This is a genomic window from Pseudomonas sp. UBA5666, assembly GCF_002420785.1.
In the GTDB taxonomy this organism is placed as follows: Bacteria; Pseudomonadota; Gammaproteobacteria; order Pseudomonadales; family Pseudomonadaceae; genus Aquipseudomonas; species Aquipseudomonas fulva.
The window spans coordinates 110,572-128,563 of the sequence record NZ_DIIQ01000048.1; the positions used below are offsets into that span (position 1 = coordinate 110,572).

Consider the following 17,992-nt stretch of genomic DNA (forward strand, 5'->3'; position numbering starts at 1 on the left):
CATTACCCCTAGAACACCATAAAGGGGAGCTTTATAGATGCCTGCAGTAAAGTCCATCCACCTGCGCCCATGGGTGCGGGCAGCACGCCCATTGTTCGCCATCAGCCTGCTGCTCGGCACGCCCGCTTGGGCCGATGAGCCAGCCCGGCGCACCTACCAAGTGCCAGCGGCGAGCCTGGGGGCGGCATTGACCCGCTTCGCCGATCAAGCAGGGGTCAGCTTGTCGCTGGACCCAGCGCTGGTCAAGGGCCTGCGCAGCGAAGGGCTGACCGGGCAATACAGCGTCGATGAAGGCTTCACGCAGTTACTGCGCGGCAGCGGTCTGCAATGGGTAGCCGTGGGCCAAGATGCTTTCACTCTCGTGCCGTCGCCCCAGCAAAGTGGCCCGCTGGAAATAGCCCCTACCAGCATCGTCGGTGGCCTACCGGCGACCGACGAAGCACCCCCTTATGCAGGCGGGCAGGTCGCCCGCCAAGGCGCGCAGGGCTTGCTGGGTGCGCGCGATTTCATGGAAACGCCGTTCAGCATCACCAGTTACACCAGCGACCTCGTGAAGAACCAACAGGCCCGCACCCTGAGCGAACTGGTCGCCAGCGACCCTTCGGTTCGTGCCACCAACCCGGCCGGTGGGCGTTTCGAGCAGTTCACCATTCGCGGTTTCAGCTTGTATAACAGTGATGTGTCCTACAACGGCCTCTATGGCTTGCTACCTACCTATTCGATCGATATGGAGATGGCCGAACGGGTCGACATCATCAAGGGCCCCAGCCAGTTGATCAACGGCATTGCGCCACGGGGTAGCGTCGGCGGCGGCATCAACGTCCAACCCAAACGCGCTGGCGACACGCCGATCACCGAGTTCACCGGCAGCTACGCCTCGGCGGGCCAGGTAGGCGGGGCCGTTGACGTAGGGCGAAGGTTCGGTGAACAGCAGCAGTTCGGCATGCGTCTGAACGCGGTGAAACAGTTTGGCGATACCGAATGGGACCACCAGCAAGTGGACCGCGAAATGGCCGTACTGGGGCTGGATTTTCGCGGCGAGCGCCTGCGGCTTTCGACCGACCTTGGGCATACCGAGCGTGACACCGATGCCCCTCAGGAGCGTGTGCTGGTAGGGGCAAGCGCCCAGGTACCGCGTGCTGGCGATGTGCACCGCAACTACGCCCAGGCGTGGAGCAAGGCGCGCACCAACGATACCTTCGGGGCAGTGCATGCCGAATATGACCTCAGCGATTCTGTGCTGGCCTATGGCGCAGTGGGCGCCCGGGAGAGCCGACACGATTTCCTGCGCCATAACGTCTCTGTGATCAACAATGCTGGCGACTTCACCATCCAGCCCCGCGATTTCAGCAGGGATGAATCGGTACGCACTGCCTTGGCGGGCTTGAGGACCTGGTTGCACACCGGGCCCGTCAGCCACGAGATCAACCTGGCTGCCACGTACTACTACATGGACTTCACCAATGGGGGTGCCCGTTACGCCGCCTCAGCCGGCAACCTCTATCATCCGACGGCGACGCCCACGCCAGGTACCCCGACGCGGCTCGATTCGAAGGATTACACCGAGAACCGTTTCTCTGGGCTGGCGTTGTCCGACACCCTCGGCTTCTTTGATGACCGATTGCTGTTGACCCTGGGGCTGCGCTGGCAGCGGGTGCAGGTGGACGATTGGAGTGATGGGGTCAAAGGCGACACGGCGTATGACGAGAAGAAGGTGTCGCCCTCCGGTGGTGTGCTGTACAAGGTGACGGATGAGCTGTCGGTGTATGCCAACTACATGGAAGGCTTGAGCCAAGGCAAGATCGCACCGTCCACCTCGATCAACGAGGACCAGATTTTCCCGCCTTTCACCAGCCGCCAGGTGGAAGTGGGTGCCAAGTATGACCTGGGCAACGTGGCGTTCACGGCCAGCGCCTTCAGAATCCGTCAGCCTGCCTATGAAACCAACCCCGGCTCCCGGGTCTTCGGCGCCAATGGCAAGCGCAACAACCGGGGTGTGGAGCTGACCGTGTTCGGTGAACCCACGAAAGGGGTGCGTGTGCTGGGCGGGGTGATGTACATCGACAGTGAGCTGACCGATACCGTGGGGGGTGCCTACGATGGCAACCGTGCGCCCGCAACGCCCGCGTACAACGTCAACCTGGGGGCCGAATGGGATGTGCCGGCGGTCCAGGGGCTGACCCTGACGGCGCGCGGGACGCACTCGAGCTCCCAGTACCTGGACCAGAACAACAGCAAGAAGATCGACGGCTGGGAACGCTATGACCTGGGGGCACGGTACGCCTTCAAGCTGGACGACACGCAGGTGACCCTGCGCGCCAGCGTCGAAAACGTGCTCGGCGACCGTTACTGGAGCTCAGCAGGCGCGCCGGATGACGCCGAACCGGGGCTTACCTTGTCGACGCCACGCACTTACCTGCTGTCTGCCACGCTGGGTTTCTGATCCGGCCAGCCTGAAGCCCGGGGCCAACACTGCGGGTGTCGGGTGTCGCCGGTTCAACCAGGCGCTATTGCGGCGAGCCGAACAGGGCCGTCCAATAGATGCCGGCATCGCTCTTCGGGTCTACGGCATAGGCTGCGCCGAGGTCCCGGAAGTCGGCGCTCATCAGGACTGCGCAGTGGCCTGGGCTGTCTAGCCAGCCTTGAACCACCTTGTGCGGCGTGTCGCGCCCGGCGGCGATGTTCTCGCCAATCTGCTGGTACAGATAACCGGCAAGCTCGGCCCGATCACCTGGGGTGCGGCCTTCTTTGTCGATGTGATCGAAGAAGTTCTGGTTGGCCATGGCCCGCGTGTGGCCGGCTGCCACTCCGGCCAGCACGGTGTTCCAGCCAAGTGCAGGTGCGGCGGCGTAGGGTTGGCCGCCGCACTGGCGGGGTTGCCGACGCGCGGCGTTGATTTCCTGGAGCATCTTTTGTCCTTCCGCCTGCCAGTCGCCCAGGCGACCAGAGAGCAGGGGGCGCGCCAGCACAATGCGCCAATCCCGACCTTCCTGGCTGACGCCGATGTCGACGAACTGAGGATCGAGCACCACCTGGCAGAAGCTTTCTTCAATGGCGTGCATGGCAGCGGGTGCATCTCGGGGGCCAGACAGGCTGATCGCCTGCACGTTGACCATGGGGTAACCGGCGCGGGTCATGGCCTGCTGAAGGTCACGGGTGCCTTCGGGAGACAGCGCCAGGCGGGTGTCGCTGTTGAGCGGCGGCAGTTCGAGCGAGCCTTGCTCGCCACAGGGCTGCGCCTGGCTGCGGTAGACGTTGATGGCCGCTATCAACTGTGCTTCTTCGCCCGTGACAGCCAGTGCCTGGGAGGAAACGATCAGCCCAAGCGTGAAGGCAGCGACAGATGACAGGACGCGCATATGGTTCTCCCTGAGGCTGGCAGCGGCGAGTAGGCGCTGCCTATCCTACACAAGCCCGATGGTTTTGACCCGAGCTGTGCAACGCATTGAAAACGCCTGCAGTCATTGTCGGTCGTAAGGGAGAGTAGACCGCAGGCTGGGCAAAAAGTGCGGCGGCGTGCAGGCCAGGTGTAAGGGGGCAATGCTGAGTGTGCGTGGACCGGACTTGCACTCGGCATGATATCGGCCATGCATGATGTTGTGCAGCTGTCAGCCCAACAACAGTGAAAGGACCAGAGGAAGCGTGGCCGCCGCCGCCACCGTCTGTACCGCAATGATGGTCGCCATCAGAGGCGCGTTGCCGCCCATTTGCCTGGCCATGACGTAGGACGACGATGCCGTTGGCAGCGCCTGGAAAATCACCGCCACTACAGCGGCCTGGCCACTGAGGCCGAGCAGGCGGCAGAGCCCCCATGTCGTCACCGGCATCACCAGGAACTTGAAGACACAGGCCGCTATCAATGGCTGGGCCTGATCACCGAGACGTGCACCACCCAGGGCCGCACCGACGCACAGCAACCCCAGCGGCAACGCGGCATGCCCTAGCGCGCCAAGGGTAGGCTCGATGCCAGCCGGCAGGCCCAGCCCCGTCACCCGTAACAGCATGCCCCCCGCACACCCTAGAATCAGTGGGTTGGCAAGGATCGCCCGCAGCACCGTCAGCGGCGAGCTGTGCCGGGCGCTGAAGCGCGCGAACACCAGCACGCAGAGCAGATTGACCAGTGGCACGATGGCTGCGTTGGCCACTGCTGCCAATGCGATGCCCGCGCTGCCGTAGATGCCCGCGGCCAAGGTCGCGCCGATGTAGTTGTTGAACCGGATGCCACCCTGAAACAGCGACGTGAAGTCGGTGCCGTCGTGCTGGCGCACGCCCTGGTAAAGCACCAGCAGCAACGCCCCGGACAGGGTCGAAAGCATCAGCACCGCGACCATGGCCAGCACCGGCACCCCGTCCAGGTTGGCAGTGGCCAGGCCATGGAGGAACAACGAGGGCAGCAGTACGTAGTAGCTCAGGCGCTCGGCTCCCGGCCAGAAGCTGTCCGAGACGAAGCCACGCACCCGCAGCAGTGTGCCCAGGGCGATCAACAGGATGATGGGGAGCAGGGTGGTCAACAGCACATGCAGCATGGAGGCAGATCCGTGGCCGGGTACGTTGCACAGACTACCGGCCGGACACTTGCTTTGCCATGCCCGTCCTACCGCCCTGGCTATGGCCTTTCAACGCCGTCCACGCCCATACGCCTGGCTGATACGGTCGATGACCATGGCCAGTGCCACGATGGCCAGCCCGGCCTCGACGCCTTGACCAACGTTCAGCGTCTGGATGCCTGCCAGCACATCTTCGCCAAGCCCTCGCGCCCCAATCATCGAGGCGACCACGACCATCGACAGGGCCATCATGACCGACTGGTTGAGCCCGGCCATGATGCTGGGCAGCGCCAGGGGCAGTGCGATGCGCCTGAGCCGCTGGGCACGGGTCGCGCCAAGGCCTTGGGCGGCTTTGAGCAACGACGGGTCTATCTGACTCAACCCAAGTTCAGTGAGTCGCACCAACGGTGGCAGGGCATAGATCAAGGTCGCGAAAACCGCAGGCACCTTGCCCAGACCGAAGAGCATCAACACGGGAATCAGGTACACGAAAGCGGGTAGGGTCTGCATCACGTCGAGCACTGGCATCACCAGCCGCCTTGCCAACGGCCGAGCGGCCAGCACGACGCCCAACGGTATGCCAACCAGCACGCACAACCCGGTACTGACCAGCACCAGCGCCAGGGTCTGCAGCAGTTTGTCCCATAACCCCAGCATACCGATGACCGCCAGCAGCCCTACCAGGACACAGCTGCGCAGCAGGCTTCGGCAAGCATGCCAGGCCAGCGCACCGACCACCGCCAGCAGTAGCCACCACGGCATGAGCCGCAGCAGATTTTCAAGGCCAACGAGCACTTGCAGCAACTGGTCGGAGACGCTGCGCAGGTGGTCCCCATAATGGAGTACCAACCAGTCGACCATGCGGTTGACCTGATCGGCGAAGGAAAACTGCAAAGCCTGGGGGAAACCATTGCTCACAGACCGCCCTCGACCTTGGTGGCCACCTGCTCGGGAAGCCAAGCCTTCCACACGTGCGGGTGCTGGCGCATGAACGCCAAGGCGGCGTCACGGGGTGGGGTACGTTTTTCGCTCATCTGCGCCAATGCCTGGTTGAGCGTGTCGATAGGCAAATCCACCCGTTCGAATACCTGGACCACGTCCGGGTATTGCTCACGAAAGGCTTTGGACACGCCAACCGAGAGTTTCGCCGGCAGCGAACTGCTGCCTTTTGGGGCTGGGTTGGCAGGGTCGGTCAAGGTCGCCCAGGCCTGGGCATCGAATGCAGGTTCCTGTAGCCGCACGAGCTTGTAGCGGCCCATGAGCGGGGTAGGGTTCCAGTAGTAGAAAAGCACCGGTTGGCCCCGGCGAATGGCCGACCCGATCTCCGCATCCATCGCGGCCCCGGAACCTGTGCGGAAGTTGGTGTACAGTTGGTCCAGCCCATAGGCCTTGAGCTTTTGGCTGTTCACGGTCTCGGACGTCCAGCCACTGGGGCTGTTCAGGAAACGGCCTTTGTCGGGTGATTCGGGGTCGCGAAACACCGCAGCGTAGCGCTTGAGATCCTCGACGCTGCGCAGCTCAGGCGCCAAGGCCTTGAGGTTGCGCGACGCATCGCCTGCGATGACATACGCCGGCACCCACCAGCCTTCCTCGGCATGCTTGACCGTGTCGCCCAGTGCAAACACCTGACCTGCCTGCTCGGCCTTGACCCAGGCAGGGCTGCGACCGGCCCATTCTTCGGCGATCACTTGCAGGTCGTTGCGGGCCAGGGCGACTTCCAGGCTGACCGTGCTACCAGGCAATGTCTCGGTGGCGTAGCCGTACCCACGCTCGACGATCACGCGCAGGAGTTCGGTGGTGAAGGCACCGCTTTCCCAGGTAAGGGCGCCAAAGCGGATGGGTGGCTTCTGATCGGCAGCGCTAGCGCTGTCGGCAGCGGCCAGGCCCAGGGCGAACAGCGCCCCGAGCAGCAGCGATGAACCTCTTTTCATGCCTGACCTCGTCGTCTACGGCCCTTCGGGAATGGGGCAAGTGTAGACGACGCAGCACAGGGGGCAGGCTCAGACGCGGAACTGGTCCATCAATGCCTGCTGCTGGTTGGCCAAGGCATTGAGCGACTGGCTGACCCGCGCCGATTCGTTGGCCTGGCCTGACAGCGACTCGGTGACATCGCGAATGGTCGCCACGTTACTGTTGATCTCCTCGGCCACCGCGCTTTGTTCCTCGGCTGCCGAGGCGATCTGCAGGTTCATGTCGGTGATGACCGTCACCGCCTGGCCAATGCGCTGCAAGGCGGTCACGGCCTGGCCGACCTGCTGCACGCCGCTTTGGGCCTGACGATGGCTGTTGTCCATTGCGCCCACCACTTCACGGGTACCGTCCTGCAAGGCCTCGATGACCTGGCGGGTTTCTTCGACCGACTCCTGGGTGCGCTGGGCCAGGTTGCGAACCTCATCGGCGACCACCGCAAAGCCGCGCCCGGCCTCACCGGCTCGGGCTGCCTCGATGGCGGCGTTGAGCGCCAGCAAGTTAGTCTGCTCGGCAATCGAGCGGATGACTTCCAGTACGGAGCCGATTTTTTCGCTGTTCTGCGACAGGCCCTGCACCTCGGCCATGGCCGTGCTCATGTCGGCGGCCAGCGAATCGATGCTGTGGGTAGTGCGATCGATCACCGCCAACCCTTCGCGCGTTGCCTGGTCGGCGTCGCGGGCCGCCTGCGCGGCTTGCGCTGCGCTGCGGGCGACATCCTGGGCGGTCGCGCTCATCTCGTGCGAGGCGGTGGCTACCTGGTCCACCTGGCGGTATTGCTGCTCCATGCCGGCGCTGGTCTGGGTGGCGATGGCCGAGGACTGATCGGCCGTCGAGCGGGCGGCCTGTACCGACTGTTTCACCTCGGCGATGGTGGGCTGGAGTTTGTCCAGGAAGCGGTTGAACCAGCCCGCGAGTTCACCCAGTTCATCTTGCTTGTCGTAGGTCAAGCGGCGGGTCAGGTCACCTTCGCCACTGGCGATGTCCTTGAGCATGGCCGCCACGCCCAGTATCGGGCGAGTAACGCCCCGGGCCATCAGCCACACCATCAGCAGGCCAAAAATGGCTGCTGCCAGGCCTAGGCCCAGTTCGAGCAGGGTACCGCTGGTGTTGAGGGCGTCCAGTTCCTGCTTCAGGGCCTCGGCGGGCCCGGTCAGGGCGTTTTCGGGGACGTCCAGCAACACGCCCCATGGCTTGGCGTCCGGGATCGGGCGGAAGGCCGCGAGCACTTTCAGGCGTTGGCGGTCATTGATGATGGTCATCTTGCCGTCGGCCATCTTGGCCACCAGCTCCGCACCTTTGGTCGTGTCGATCTGATCGAAACGCTGGGAGAGCTTGCTGGCATCGGCACTGTAGCCTGCCAGCAAGCCCACCGGGCTGAGGATGCCGACGGTGGTGCGGCCTTCGTAGAGACTGCGGCTGGCCTGTTCGCTCAGGGCCTGCAGGCTGTTGAGGTTGATGTCCACCGACAGGGTGGCGATCGCCTTGCCGTCCACCACCAGCGGGAAGACGATGCTGGTCATCAGCACCTGCTGACCATCGATGGCATAGAAGTAGGGTTCGACCACGCAGACCTTGCCCGATGTACGCGGGCATACCCACCAGGTGTTGGCAGGTTGGCCGCTGGGCCCAATGGACGTGTCGGCCATGTCGCGCTCGGGCAGGGCCATCGAGGTGAGCTGGCCCACGTGCGGTTGCGACCAGTACAGGGCGAAGCGCCCGGTTTCGTTGCTGCCGAGCTCAGCCTGGCCGGCGAACAGGCTGTCCTTGCTGTCCAGCGCATTGGGCTCGAACACCAGTGACAGGCCCAGCAGATCGGGGTTGGCCTGGAGCGCGGCGCGCACCTGCCGGGTCATATCCTCGCGCAGGTCGAACGCATCGAGAAAGCGCTTTTCGGCCTGTTCACGCAGGAACAGTACCTGCCTGGAAAAGCCCGCACCGTACTGGTAAGCATCCATGAATTGGCGGCGGATGTTCAGGGCCTGCACCTCGCCCTGGGATTCGATGCGCGACTGGGCCGATTCGGTCAGCATCTGCATGCTGCTGGCCTTGACCAGGTCCGAGCTGTGGTCCATCCGGTACAGGGACAAACCGATGAGCAGGGTGACGATGCCGGCCAGGCACAGGCCGGCCAGCAATGTGATTTTCCATTGGATGGAAAGTTGTCGCAGAGGCATGGGGCAGATCCCTTTTTATGACAAGTAAGGGTTAGGGCACGGGCGAGGCGGTTTCCAGCCCCAGGTGGGTATCGGCTCCTACAGACTTTTCTTTATTCAAACATTCAATTTGATCCGCCGGTTGCGGGCAATCCGCCGTTGCCTGGCAGTTTTGACATCTGCCGTGCACTGCGTCAGAGTGCGCGCTTTTTTGTTCCCAGTGAGGTAAGCCCCCCATGAATGCAGTGATTGCCGCGGTCGGCATCATGCTGATACTGAGCCTGTCCCGCGTGCACGTGGTCATCGCCCTGATCGTCGGTGCCCTGGCAGGTGGGCTGGTCGGCGGCCTGGGTGTGCAAGGCACACTTGAAGCTTTCAATGGTGGGCTCGGCGGGGGGGCTACCGTGGCACTGTCCTATGCGTTGCTGGGTGCCTTTGCCGTGGCCATCGCCAAATCCGGCCTGGCGCATGCGTTGGCCGACCGGGCATTGGCCATGATCGACCGGCAAGGCCACGACCAAGGTGGCAGGGTCAAATGGTTGATGATCGGTTTGATGCTGGTGGTGGCCGTCTCGTCGCAAAACATTCTGCCCATCCATATCGCCTTCATTCCATTATTGGTGCCGCCGCTGCTCTATGTGCTGACCCGCCTGCGTATCGACCGGCGCCTGATCGCCTGCGTCATTACATTCGGCCTGATCACGCCCTACATTTTCCTGCCTGTGGGTTTCGGCAATATTTTCCTCAATCAGATTCTGCTGGCCAACGTGGCGCGTGCAGGGGTCGACATCACGGGTGTCAACGTTACCCACGCCATGGCCATTCCCGCCGCTGGTATGTTGGTGGGCTTGATAGTGGCGATGTTCGTCAGCTACCGAAAAAAACGCGACTACGACCTGGCGCGTATCGAGCAGGTCGAACAGGTGAGCGTGCGTTACAACCCGATGACGCTACTGGTGGCCGGCATTGCAATCGTTGCCGCGTTCGTCGTTCAGCTGCTGGTGGATTCGATGATCATCGGCGCGATGGTCGGCTTCTTGATTTTCTCGCTGTCAGGCATCGTCAAGTGGCGCGACACCGATGATCTGTTCACCGAAGGTATGAAGATGATGGCCATGATTGGTTTCATCATGATCACCGCCTCTGGCTTTGCAGACGTCATGAAAGCCACGGGTGATGTGCAAAGCCTGGTCGAAACCTCGGCGCATTGGATCAACCACAGCAAAGGGATAGGTGCCTTGCTGATGCTGCTGGTGGGCCTGCTGGTCACCATGGGCATTGGCTCGTCGTTTTCCACCGTACCGATTCTGGCTGCGATTTTCGTACCGCTGTGCGTCCAGCTCGGCTTCGACCCTTTGGCGACCGTGTGTATCGTCGGTACGGCAGGCGCGTTGGGTGACGCAGGCTCGCCAGCATCGGATTCCACCCTGGGTCCGACTTCCGGGCTCAATGTGGACGGGCAGCACCATCACATCTGGGACACGGTGGTGCCGACGTTCATCCACTACAACCTGCCGCTGTTGGCCTTTGGGTGGCTGGCGGCGATGACGCTCTAACAGCAGGGCACTCAGCGCTTGGCGGGCGGCGGCGAAATACGGTTGAGCACCGTGCTGCCGTCGTTGCTGCGGGTCAGATAGACCGGCAGCACCTTGGGCAGGTTGTTCACCAACTGGCCTACTTCCCGGGTGTTGTAGATGCCGCTGATACGAATCTGACCGGTACCGACATCGGCAAGCCTCAGTGGCTTGTCGAGGTAGCGGTTTATGGCCGGCAGTGCCTGTTCGAGGGTCAAGTTGTCGAGCACCAGTTTGCCGCTGCGCCAGGCCAGGGCGTCGGCGAAGTTGCTGTTTTCCAGCAACTGGGGCTCATAGTCGCCCTTGCGGTAGGTGGCCTGCATACCGGGGCCAAGCCGATAGCCCGCATTGCCTTCGCTGGATACCAGCACCGATCCTTCGACCAGGGTCACTTTGACCCTGTCCTGGTATTTCCAGACATTGAAGCGGGTACCTGTCACGCGGGTCTGGCCATTGCCTGCGCGGACCACGAAGGGGTGCGAGCTGTCGTGGTGGACCGTGAAGAAGGCTTCGCCACGCTTGAGCGTGACACGGCGCTGGTGCTTGAAGTTGAGGTAGGTCAGGTCGGTGTTCAGGTTGAGCTGCACCGTACTGCCGTCACTCAACTGCACGGTCTGCATGTGGTCCGTCGTCTCGACGTGCTGGTAGCGGTTGGGAACCCAGCCTTGCTCCCAGCCGATCCACCCCACCAGCGGCAGAGCCGCCAACGCGATGACGGCAGCGTAAGCCTGAGCGCGCCACCTGCGACCGCTGCGCCGCACCGGGGCAGGGTGCCCATTCGCTTGAACGGGACGCGGCAGCAAGTCGGCCGTGTACCAGATATCCAGCATGGCCTGGTATTCCTCGGCATGACGCGGATCGGCTGCCAGCCACTGGGCAAAAGCCTCACGCTCGGCAGTCGTGCAATCGCCTTCATGCAGGCGCATGCACCAGTGCGCAGCGGCGTCGGCCATGCTGTCATCGGTGTGGATAGTCGGGCGGTCTTGGTTCATCGCGGCTCCAGGTTTTGCGCATTCTAACGTTCCACCACCGCGTCGAGAAACACGGAAAGCCGCCAAACCCTTTCATTTCCCGGCCTTTTCCGGCAAAAGCCTTCAGATTTTTCGCTTTTGAGAACGCTTCGCGCCATGAATAAAGGCGCTCGTGTCACGTACATAGCAAGCTAATTAAGTCTTTGACATTCACTGCCTAGGCAGTAATATTTACACACACTTGTTCGAGCAATCATTCATGCCCCATTTCTCGCCAGACAATTTCGAGACGTGCGCCATCGGCATGCTGTTGGGCCGCGCGGCGCTTCTGAAGGATCGGATCCTCGACTGGCACCTGGAGTCCGAGGGCGTTACTGCCGCGCAGTTCAAGGTGTTGATCATCGTGACGCAGTACCAGGTCGATACCCCGGCGGAGGTCTGCCGCTACCTGGGCCTGGACAGCGGATCGATGACGCGCATGCTCGATCGCCTTGAGCAAAAGGACCTGCTGGTGCGTACCCGTTGCCCGACGGACCGCCGCGTGGTGCGCCTGGCGTTGACGGCCGATGGCCAGCGGCTGGCCGACCGTTTGCCCGAGATCGGAGCTGCCGCCATGAACGAGCTGTGTGGCGCCCTGGCGGCCGATGAGCTCAAAGACTTGGAGCGTCTGTTGGCCAAGGTACTGCTTGGCGCTGGCGATCCGCTGACGATCCGTCGCTTCGGTGATCGTTGAACCCCGTTTCCTTTATTCCAAGGTATTGTCATGGCTACTTCCTCAGACACCCCTGCACCTACCGAGGCACCCACCTCCTCGCGCAAGCGCAAGCTCTGGCTGATTGGCCTGTTGGTGCTGCTGATCCTCGGTGGGCTAGGCACTTGGGCCTGGTACAGCCTGGTTGGGCGTTGGTACGAGAGCACTGATGACGCCTACGTCAACGGCAACGTGGTCGAAATCACGCCGTTGGTGACCGGGACGGTGACCAGCATTGGCGCCGACGATGGCGACCTGGTGCATGCCGGCCAGGTCTTGCTGCAGTTCGACCCGGCCGACAGCCAAGTGGCCCTGCAATCGGCTCAGGCCAACCTTGCGCGTACGGTAAGGCAGGTGCGCGGTCTGTACAGCAATGTCGATTCGCTCAAGGCTCAGTTGCAGACGCGTCAGGCTGAATTGCGCAAGGCCCAGCAGGACTTCAACCGGCGCAAGGTGCTGGCCGAAAGCGGCGCTATCGCCGGCGAAGAGCTTTCCCATGCGCGCGATGACCTGAGTGTTGCCCAGGCGGCGGTTAACAGTGCCCGCCAGCAACTGAGTACCAGTGCTGCTTTGGTCGATGACACCGTGGTGGCTTCGCACCCAGAGGTCATGGCCGCGGCGGCCGATCTGCGTCAGGCCTACCTGGCTCATGCGCGCACCACGCTGGTAGCGCCAGTGACCGGCTACGTTGCCAAGCGCAGCGTGCAGCTCGGGCAGCGCCTGCAACCCGGTACTGCCACCATGGCAGTGATTCCGCTTGACCAGGTGTGGATCGACGCCAACTTCAAGGAAACCCAGCTGCGCCAGATGCGCATCGGCCAACCGGTTGAGATCACTGCCGACCTGTATGGCAGCGATGTCTCCTACAGTGGCACGGTGGACAGCCTGGGTGCAGGCACCGGCAGCGCGTTTGCCTTGCTGCCTGCGCAGAACGCGACCGGCAACTGGATCAAGATCGTGCAGCGGGTGCCTGTGCGCATTCACTTGAACCCCGACCAGTTGAAGGACCATCCCTTGCGTATCGGCCTGTCCACGGTTGTGGATGTGGACCTGCACGACCAGAGTGGCCCGGCCCTGGCTCAGCAACCTGCGCAACAGGCGAGCTACACCACCGACGTCTACGATCGCCAGTTGGTGGAGGCAGACAAGCTGATCGAGCAACTGATCCGTGACAACAGCGCGCCTGGCAAGACGGCACAGCGATGAGCAATAACGCCGCCGCCCAGTTCACGCCGCCTAGCCTGCTGCTGACCACCATCGGCCTGTCGCTTGCCACGTTCATGCAGGTGCTGGACACCACCATTGCCAACGTGGCCTTGCCGACCATCTCGGGCAACCTGGGGGTCAGTTACGAGCAAGGGACTTGGGTGATCACCTCGTTCGCCGTGAGCAATGCCATCGCCTTGCCGCTAACAGGCTGGTTGAGCCGACGCTTTGGCGAGGTGAAGTTGTTCCTGTGGGCGACCTTGTTGTTCGTGCTGGCATCGTTCTTGTGCGGCATCGCCCAGTCGATGCCGGAGCTTGTGGGCTTTCGGGTATTGCAGGGGGTGGTAGCCGGTCCGTTGTATCCCATGACCCAGACCTTGCTGATTGCGGTCTATCCCCCTGCCAAGCGGGGGATGGCGCTCGCACTCCTGGCCATGGTGACGGTCGTGGCCCCTATCGCCGGGCCCATCCTGGGTGGGTGGATCACGGACAGTTACAGCTGGCCGTGGATTTTCTTCATCAACGTGCCCATCGGCCTGTTCGCCGCTGCGGTGGTGCGCCAGCAAATGCGCGATCGTCCGGTGGTCACCAGCCGACAGCCGATGGACTACATAGGGCTGCTGACGTTGATCGTTGGGGTAGGGGCCTTGCAGGTCGTGCTGGACAAAGGCAACGACCTTGATTGGTTCGAGTCCTCGTTCATCATCACCGGTACGCTGATATCCGTCGTGTTCCTGGCTGTATTCGTCATCTGGGAGCTGACCGACCGGCACCCGGTGGTGAACCTGCGGTTGTTCGCCCACCGCAATTTCCGCGTGGGAACCATCGTCCTGGTGGGTGGCTACGCAGGCTTCTTCGGCATCAACCTGATCCTGCCCCAGTGGCTGCAGACGCAGATGGGCTATACCGCCACCTGGGCAGGCTTGGCCGTGGCGCCTATCGGGATATTGCCGGTAATCATGTCGCCATTCGTGGGCAAGTACGCGCATCGCTTTGACTTGCGGATTCTGGCGGGGCTGGCGTTTCTGGCGATCGGTAGCAGTTGCTACATGCGTGCAGGGTTCACCAGCCAGGTGGATTTCCAGCATGTGGCATTGGTGCAGTTGTTCATGGGCATCGGGGTTGCGCTGTTCTTCATGCCCACATTGAGCATCTTGTTGTCCGACCTGCCGCCCCAGCAAATCGCCGATGGATCAGGCTTGGCGACGTTCCTGCGCACATTGGGGGGTAGCTTTGCGGCTTCGCTGACGACGTGGATCTGGATCCGCCGGGCTGACCAGCACCATGCTTACTTGAGTGAGCACATCAGCCAGTACGAGCCGGCGACACGGCATACGCTTGAGCAGATGGGCGGGGCGAACCTGCACAACTACGCGCAGTTGGAGCAGGTGCTCAACGGGCAGGCTTACATGATGTCGACGGTGGACTACTTCATGATGATGACGTGGGTGTTCGCAGGGCTGATTTTGTTGGTCTGGTTCGCGAAGCCGCCGTTTACGGCCAAGGCGGGGCCCGGGGGCGGGCATTGAGTTTGATTTGGGTTGCGTGACCGGTGTTTTGCTAAATACCGGAGCCCAGTAGGAGCGGTCTTGCCGGAGCGCCGGACCGACCTCGATGGGCCGCACAGCAGCCCTAAAGAGAATTTCATGGGGAGCCGATGTTTTTTGAGTCCGCGCTTCTGCTCTTCACTGCATCGTCATGGCTGATCATCACGGGGGGCTGCACGGGGCCTACTCATTTGGGCAGTCGAAGTTTCTACTTCGGTCTTTAGCCGCCGAGTCGAGGTGCGTTTCTTCCTCTCCGGGCGTTTACCTGGGCGAACGGCCCAGAGGTAAGCGTTTTCGCGTAACCGCTCTTGAATGGCCGGTGGATAGTCATTGACGGTGGTCAATGGCGGAACGGGTTTCCCGGGCAAACCGGCTTCACGAATGATCTTGGGCCAGCGCGGTTTCCAGCACAGCATCAGGCTTAGCCAATGGCCGGTGCCGATGATCAGGAAGGCGGGCGAGATCAAGACCAGGCCGAGTTTGATGATTCGAGAGGATTTTCGAAAGTAGTGGGTCAGGCCTTCGAATTGAGGGGTAAAGGCTTGCCAGGGCCAGGGGAAGTGCGAGGTCATAGGTGGGCGGGGCAGGTCCTCCGGGCCCTCGTCCATGAAGCGGCGGATGAACTCCCACTCGGATTGCAGCTCCGTGAAGTTGTTGGCGGCCTTGCCTACGAAGATGTGCTCCGGGTGAAGTGTTCCGGTAAAGGAGAGCGGCCACACGAGATCCAACGGAAGGCCCAAGCTACCGGCAGCCGCGTATCTTTTATCTGAGCCACTGGAGGTGATACCGTGCCAAGGGAGTGTGACGATGCCACCACAGTACGTTGGGCGATGCAGGTAAACCTGCTGGGTGATTCTATTGAAGCGTATTAGCATGTGCCGAGACGTGAACATCTCGAGTCGTGTGAAACGGAGTCCAAATTTCAAGTAGAGGCCTGACGCACATAAGCCTAAAGTAGCGAAGAGGGATGCCATGAGCAGGTGTTCACCATAAGGCTCACCGTTGTAGTTGAGTGATAGGCTAATGAGGGTTTTTATATCTTCCAAAGCAATCGCCGTCATCGCCAGTGAGTAGCCTATGACTGCAAGGGACACTAGGCTTATCAGTCCTCGCTTGTGTTCCCACATGCCGCAACGCATTTCCAATATATGGCGGCTGTAAACATAAATTGGCCCTCGACTTTTAGGGCTAGAGCTAGCCGATTTCTTGGCGGCTTCAAGCATCTCCTGGTCGTCGCTTTCATAAATAACCTTTATTTTTTCCTTCTTGTTTTGCTTTTCAAAAGCATCGCGCTGCTCTTTGTGTTCAATATAGGTCAGCCATGCTAGCCACTCCACGAAATACATTACATAACCCCACTTACGGAGTTCTGCAGAGCCTCAATTTCTTCTGCATCATTGGCGAAGCCTTTCTCAGATAGGTGAAGGCGGAAACAGCATTTACGGCACCATTTTTCTAAAGCATCTTCATCGAAGAGCAATAAAGCACTACTGCTAGCGAGCACAACGATGCCCCCAACCCAGCCCAGCCGACTAAGCCAGATCATGGCAGCTCTATTCGCCGCCAAGTGTGAAGATGATTTTGAAAGCTTTGCGCTGAAATTACTAATATTAAAACTAGGTGCCTTGATTGATATCCACTTGAAAAGCTCGCTAGCCTGTGAAAATGCAACCCCTCCTTGCCCTGCGATTAATGCAAAAGTTGCGACTGTTCTAACAGCATAAGCTGCAGCTATTATTAATTTTGATTTTTGCCTTGCCTCCGCAGCATCTGAAATGTCCCACATGATACTGACGAGCCCTCCCACCGCTGCCAACCCAGCCCCCCACAGCCGATAGCGTCCCAGGCTAACTTGCGCGCCCCGCGCAGTAGCGCTGTTCGCACCAACGCCTCTAAGCGTCACTTCAGTGCCCACTGCAAGCAGCTCCATCCCCGCAGCCGCACTGGTAAATGCAGCCGCAGTCACATCGCTCCAGAAGCGTCGATCCTTGTCCTCCCGTCTTCCTTGTAACAACAGGAGCCCGGCCTCCAACAGCAGTAATCCGCTGGCGATCCGCAAGCGATAGAACTGATTCCCGTGCACCCCGCGCAACGTCTCGGCATAAGCTCGATCAAGCCGGCGCACGATGGGGGCCGCGACGCGACCGGGCGAGGGCGTTTTACCGTCCAGCGCCTGCTCACTCAAGCGCAGTTCCACCGCTTGCTGACCCAGTGAGGCAATGAGGTAGGTGCTTAGGCGTCGGTACAGCAACCGATCAGTGCTGCCGGGTGCACCCACTGACAAGCTCTGTCGCCCAAGCTGCCCAAGCCAAGCCAACGCGCCAGCAGTGTTGATAGGGCTGTGTTGCGTGAGCTGGTCCAGATGGCTGTCCAGCCGGCTGAAGTGCGCGCCGAGCTCCTTGGCCTGTTTTAGGGCCATCTCCAGTTGAAGAATAGGGTCGCTACCCTGTGCCAGTGCGTCCAGCGCTGTGCGTGTCCGCGCAAGCACCTCTGCAATCTCACGCTGGTTGAGGACAAATGAGCGCAGCGCAAGGTTGTCAGGGGTTATATCGTCGGCGCGCCACCATTGGGCGAGCAATGCTGCGCCTGCTGGCACGCCTTCGAGGCCTATCACGCATAGGCCCGTTTGATGTGCAAAGCACAAGCCATTGGTGAGGTCGCTCTCATCATAGTGGACAAGTGCGTCTACCAGTGCGGACGACTTCAACCACGTGAGGTGATCTGCCGCTCTGGACTCGGCGAGACGTTGTGCTTCGGCGCTCTGCGCCTCGAACGTCTCCAGGTGTCGATGCATACCTTGCAGGTTGACGAGTGGCAGGTAGCGGTCTTCGAAATGTTTGGCAAACTCGCCGTTCTCGGCAAGGATTTCGAGCTTCTGCCTCTCTTTTTCTACGTGTATTTCGAAGATGGCCTCTTTTTTCTGTTCCCAAAGTTCGGCCAGCCGCGACTGCGAACCCTGCATGACGTAGGCGAGACTGGCGCGTAGCGCCTTGTCATAATGACCGACCAACGCGGCAACCTTTCGCTCCGTGAATTGCTCATGCAGCTCGCTAAAGGCTTGAGCAACCAACACCTTCCGCTCGTTACTGGGGCCACCGTTCTCGGTACTGGCTTCCAGCCAATTCCTGAGGTGTTCCATGCCAGCGTTGCGCCAGGCATTGAGTTCCTGGGTAATGCCGATGGCGTCCTCCACCACCACGGCAACGCCCCGTGCTTCAGGTTTACTGCCCAAGGGACTCAGGGCTTGCCGTGCCGCCGCCAGCGAGCTGATG

At 61.4% G+C, this 17,992-nt stretch carries 13 protein-coding genes and 1 pseudogene; 5 read left to right on the forward strand and 9 right to left on the reverse strand.

Annotated features, from left to right (window positions below):
• Nucleotides 1-37: 37 nt before the first annotated feature.
• The gene (locus tag B2Y33_RS21395) at nucleotides 38-2,443 is read left to right on the forward strand and encodes a TonB-dependent receptor (protein WP_206405504.1); all 2,406 of its coding nucleotides are present in this window, start codon (nucleotides 38-40) and stop codon (nucleotides 2,441-2,443) included.
• Nucleotides 2,444-2,507: 64 nt separating this feature from the next.
• On the opposite strand, the gene B2Y33_RS21400 is transcribed toward B2Y33_RS21395, so the two are convergent.
• From B2Y33_RS21400 to B2Y33_RS23325, 6 genes and pseudogenes are all read right to left on the reverse strand, one after another.
• On the reverse strand, nucleotides 2,508-3,359 hold the full coding sequence (locus B2Y33_RS21400) for a CAP domain-containing protein (RefSeq protein ID WP_125922267.1): 852 nt from the start codon (nucleotides 3,357-3,359) through the stop codon (nucleotides 2,508-2,510).
• Nucleotides 3,360-3,608: 249 nt separating this feature from the next.
• Nucleotides 3,609-4,526 carry an AEC family transporter gene (locus B2Y33_RS21405; RefSeq protein WP_049695884.1) on the reverse strand — a complete coding sequence of 306 codons (918 nt, stop codon included), beginning with the start codon at nucleotides 4,524-4,526 and terminating at the stop codon, nucleotides 3,609-3,611.
• Nucleotides 4,527-4,616: 90 nt separating this feature from the next.
• The gene (locus B2Y33_RS21410; RefSeq protein WP_110607192.1) at nucleotides 4,617-5,465 is read right to left on the reverse strand and encodes an ABC transporter permease; all 849 of its coding nucleotides are present in this window, start codon (nucleotides 5,463-5,465) and stop codon (nucleotides 4,617-4,619) included.
• On the reverse strand, nucleotides 5,462-6,478 hold the full coding sequence (locus B2Y33_RS21415; RefSeq protein ID WP_206405505.1) for an ABC transporter substrate-binding protein: 1,017 nt from the start codon (nucleotides 6,476-6,478) through the stop codon (nucleotides 5,462-5,464). The genes B2Y33_RS21410 and B2Y33_RS21415 overlap by 4 nt, the downstream gene beginning before the upstream one ends.
• Nucleotides 6,479-6,547: 69 nt before the next feature.
• Nucleotides 6,548-7,303: a methyl-accepting chemotaxis protein gene (locus tag B2Y33_RS23320; protein WP_371259672.1), complete on the reverse strand. Its 756-nt coding sequence runs from the start codon at nucleotides 7,301-7,303 to the stop codon at nucleotides 6,548-6,550.
• A gap of 102 nt (nucleotides 7,304-7,405) precedes the next feature.
• Nucleotides 7,406-8,692, reverse strand: a pseudogene (locus tag B2Y33_RS23325) (HAMP domain-containing protein); the annotation flags it as partial.
• 215 nt (nucleotides 8,693-8,907) lie between these two features.
• Between B2Y33_RS23325 and B2Y33_RS21425 the strand changes: the two are divergent.
• Complete coding sequence (locus tag B2Y33_RS21425; protein WP_027914881.1) at nucleotides 8,908-10,227, forward strand: Na+/H+ antiporter family protein; 1,320 nt, start codon at nucleotides 8,908-8,910, stop codon at nucleotides 10,225-10,227.
• 11 nt (nucleotides 10,228-10,238) lie between these two features.
• On the opposite strand, the gene B2Y33_RS21430 is transcribed toward B2Y33_RS21425, so the two are convergent.
• On the reverse strand, nucleotides 10,239-11,237 hold the full coding sequence (locus tag B2Y33_RS21430; protein ID WP_027914882.1) for a FecR family protein: 999 nt from the start codon (nucleotides 11,235-11,237) through the stop codon (nucleotides 10,239-10,241).
• Between the two features lie 238 nt (nucleotides 11,238-11,475).
• Here B2Y33_RS21430 and B2Y33_RS21435 point away from each other — a divergent pair, with 238 nt between their 5' ends.
• From B2Y33_RS21435 to B2Y33_RS21445, 3 genes are read left to right on the forward strand one after another with little or no spacing between them, the layout of a single operon-like run.
• A complete protein-coding gene (locus B2Y33_RS21435; RefSeq protein ID WP_027914883.1) occupies nucleotides 11,476-11,949 on the forward strand; it encodes a MarR family winged helix-turn-helix transcriptional regulator in 474 nt (157 codons plus the stop codon).
• A gap of 30 nt (nucleotides 11,950-11,979) precedes the next feature.
• Nucleotides 11,980-13,173: an efflux RND transporter periplasmic adaptor subunit gene (locus tag B2Y33_RS21440; RefSeq protein WP_027914884.1), complete on the forward strand. Its 1,194-nt coding sequence runs from the start codon at nucleotides 11,980-11,982 to the stop codon at nucleotides 13,171-13,173.
• Nucleotides 13,170-14,702: a DHA2 family efflux MFS transporter permease subunit gene (locus tag B2Y33_RS21445; protein WP_027914885.1), complete on the forward strand. Its 1,533-nt coding sequence runs from the start codon at nucleotides 13,170-13,172 to the stop codon at nucleotides 14,700-14,702. Before B2Y33_RS21440 ends, B2Y33_RS21445 begins: the two co-directional genes overlap by 4 nt.
• A 167-nt stretch (nucleotides 14,703-14,869) precedes the next feature.
• On the opposite strand, the gene B2Y33_RS21450 is transcribed toward B2Y33_RS21445, so the two are convergent.
• Together B2Y33_RS21450 and B2Y33_RS21455 are read right to left on the reverse strand one after the other, a co-directional pair.
• Complete coding sequence (locus tag B2Y33_RS21450; RefSeq protein WP_181074025.1) at nucleotides 14,870-16,066, reverse strand: DUF6708 domain-containing protein; 1,197 nt, start codon at nucleotides 16,064-16,066, stop codon at nucleotides 14,870-14,872.
• A partial coding sequence (locus B2Y33_RS21455) for a T6SS effector BTH_I2691 family protein (RefSeq protein WP_288633404.1) occupies nucleotides 16,066-17,992 on the reverse strand: 1,927 nt, incomplete at its 5' end. The genes B2Y33_RS21455 and B2Y33_RS21450, both read right to left, overlap by 1 nt.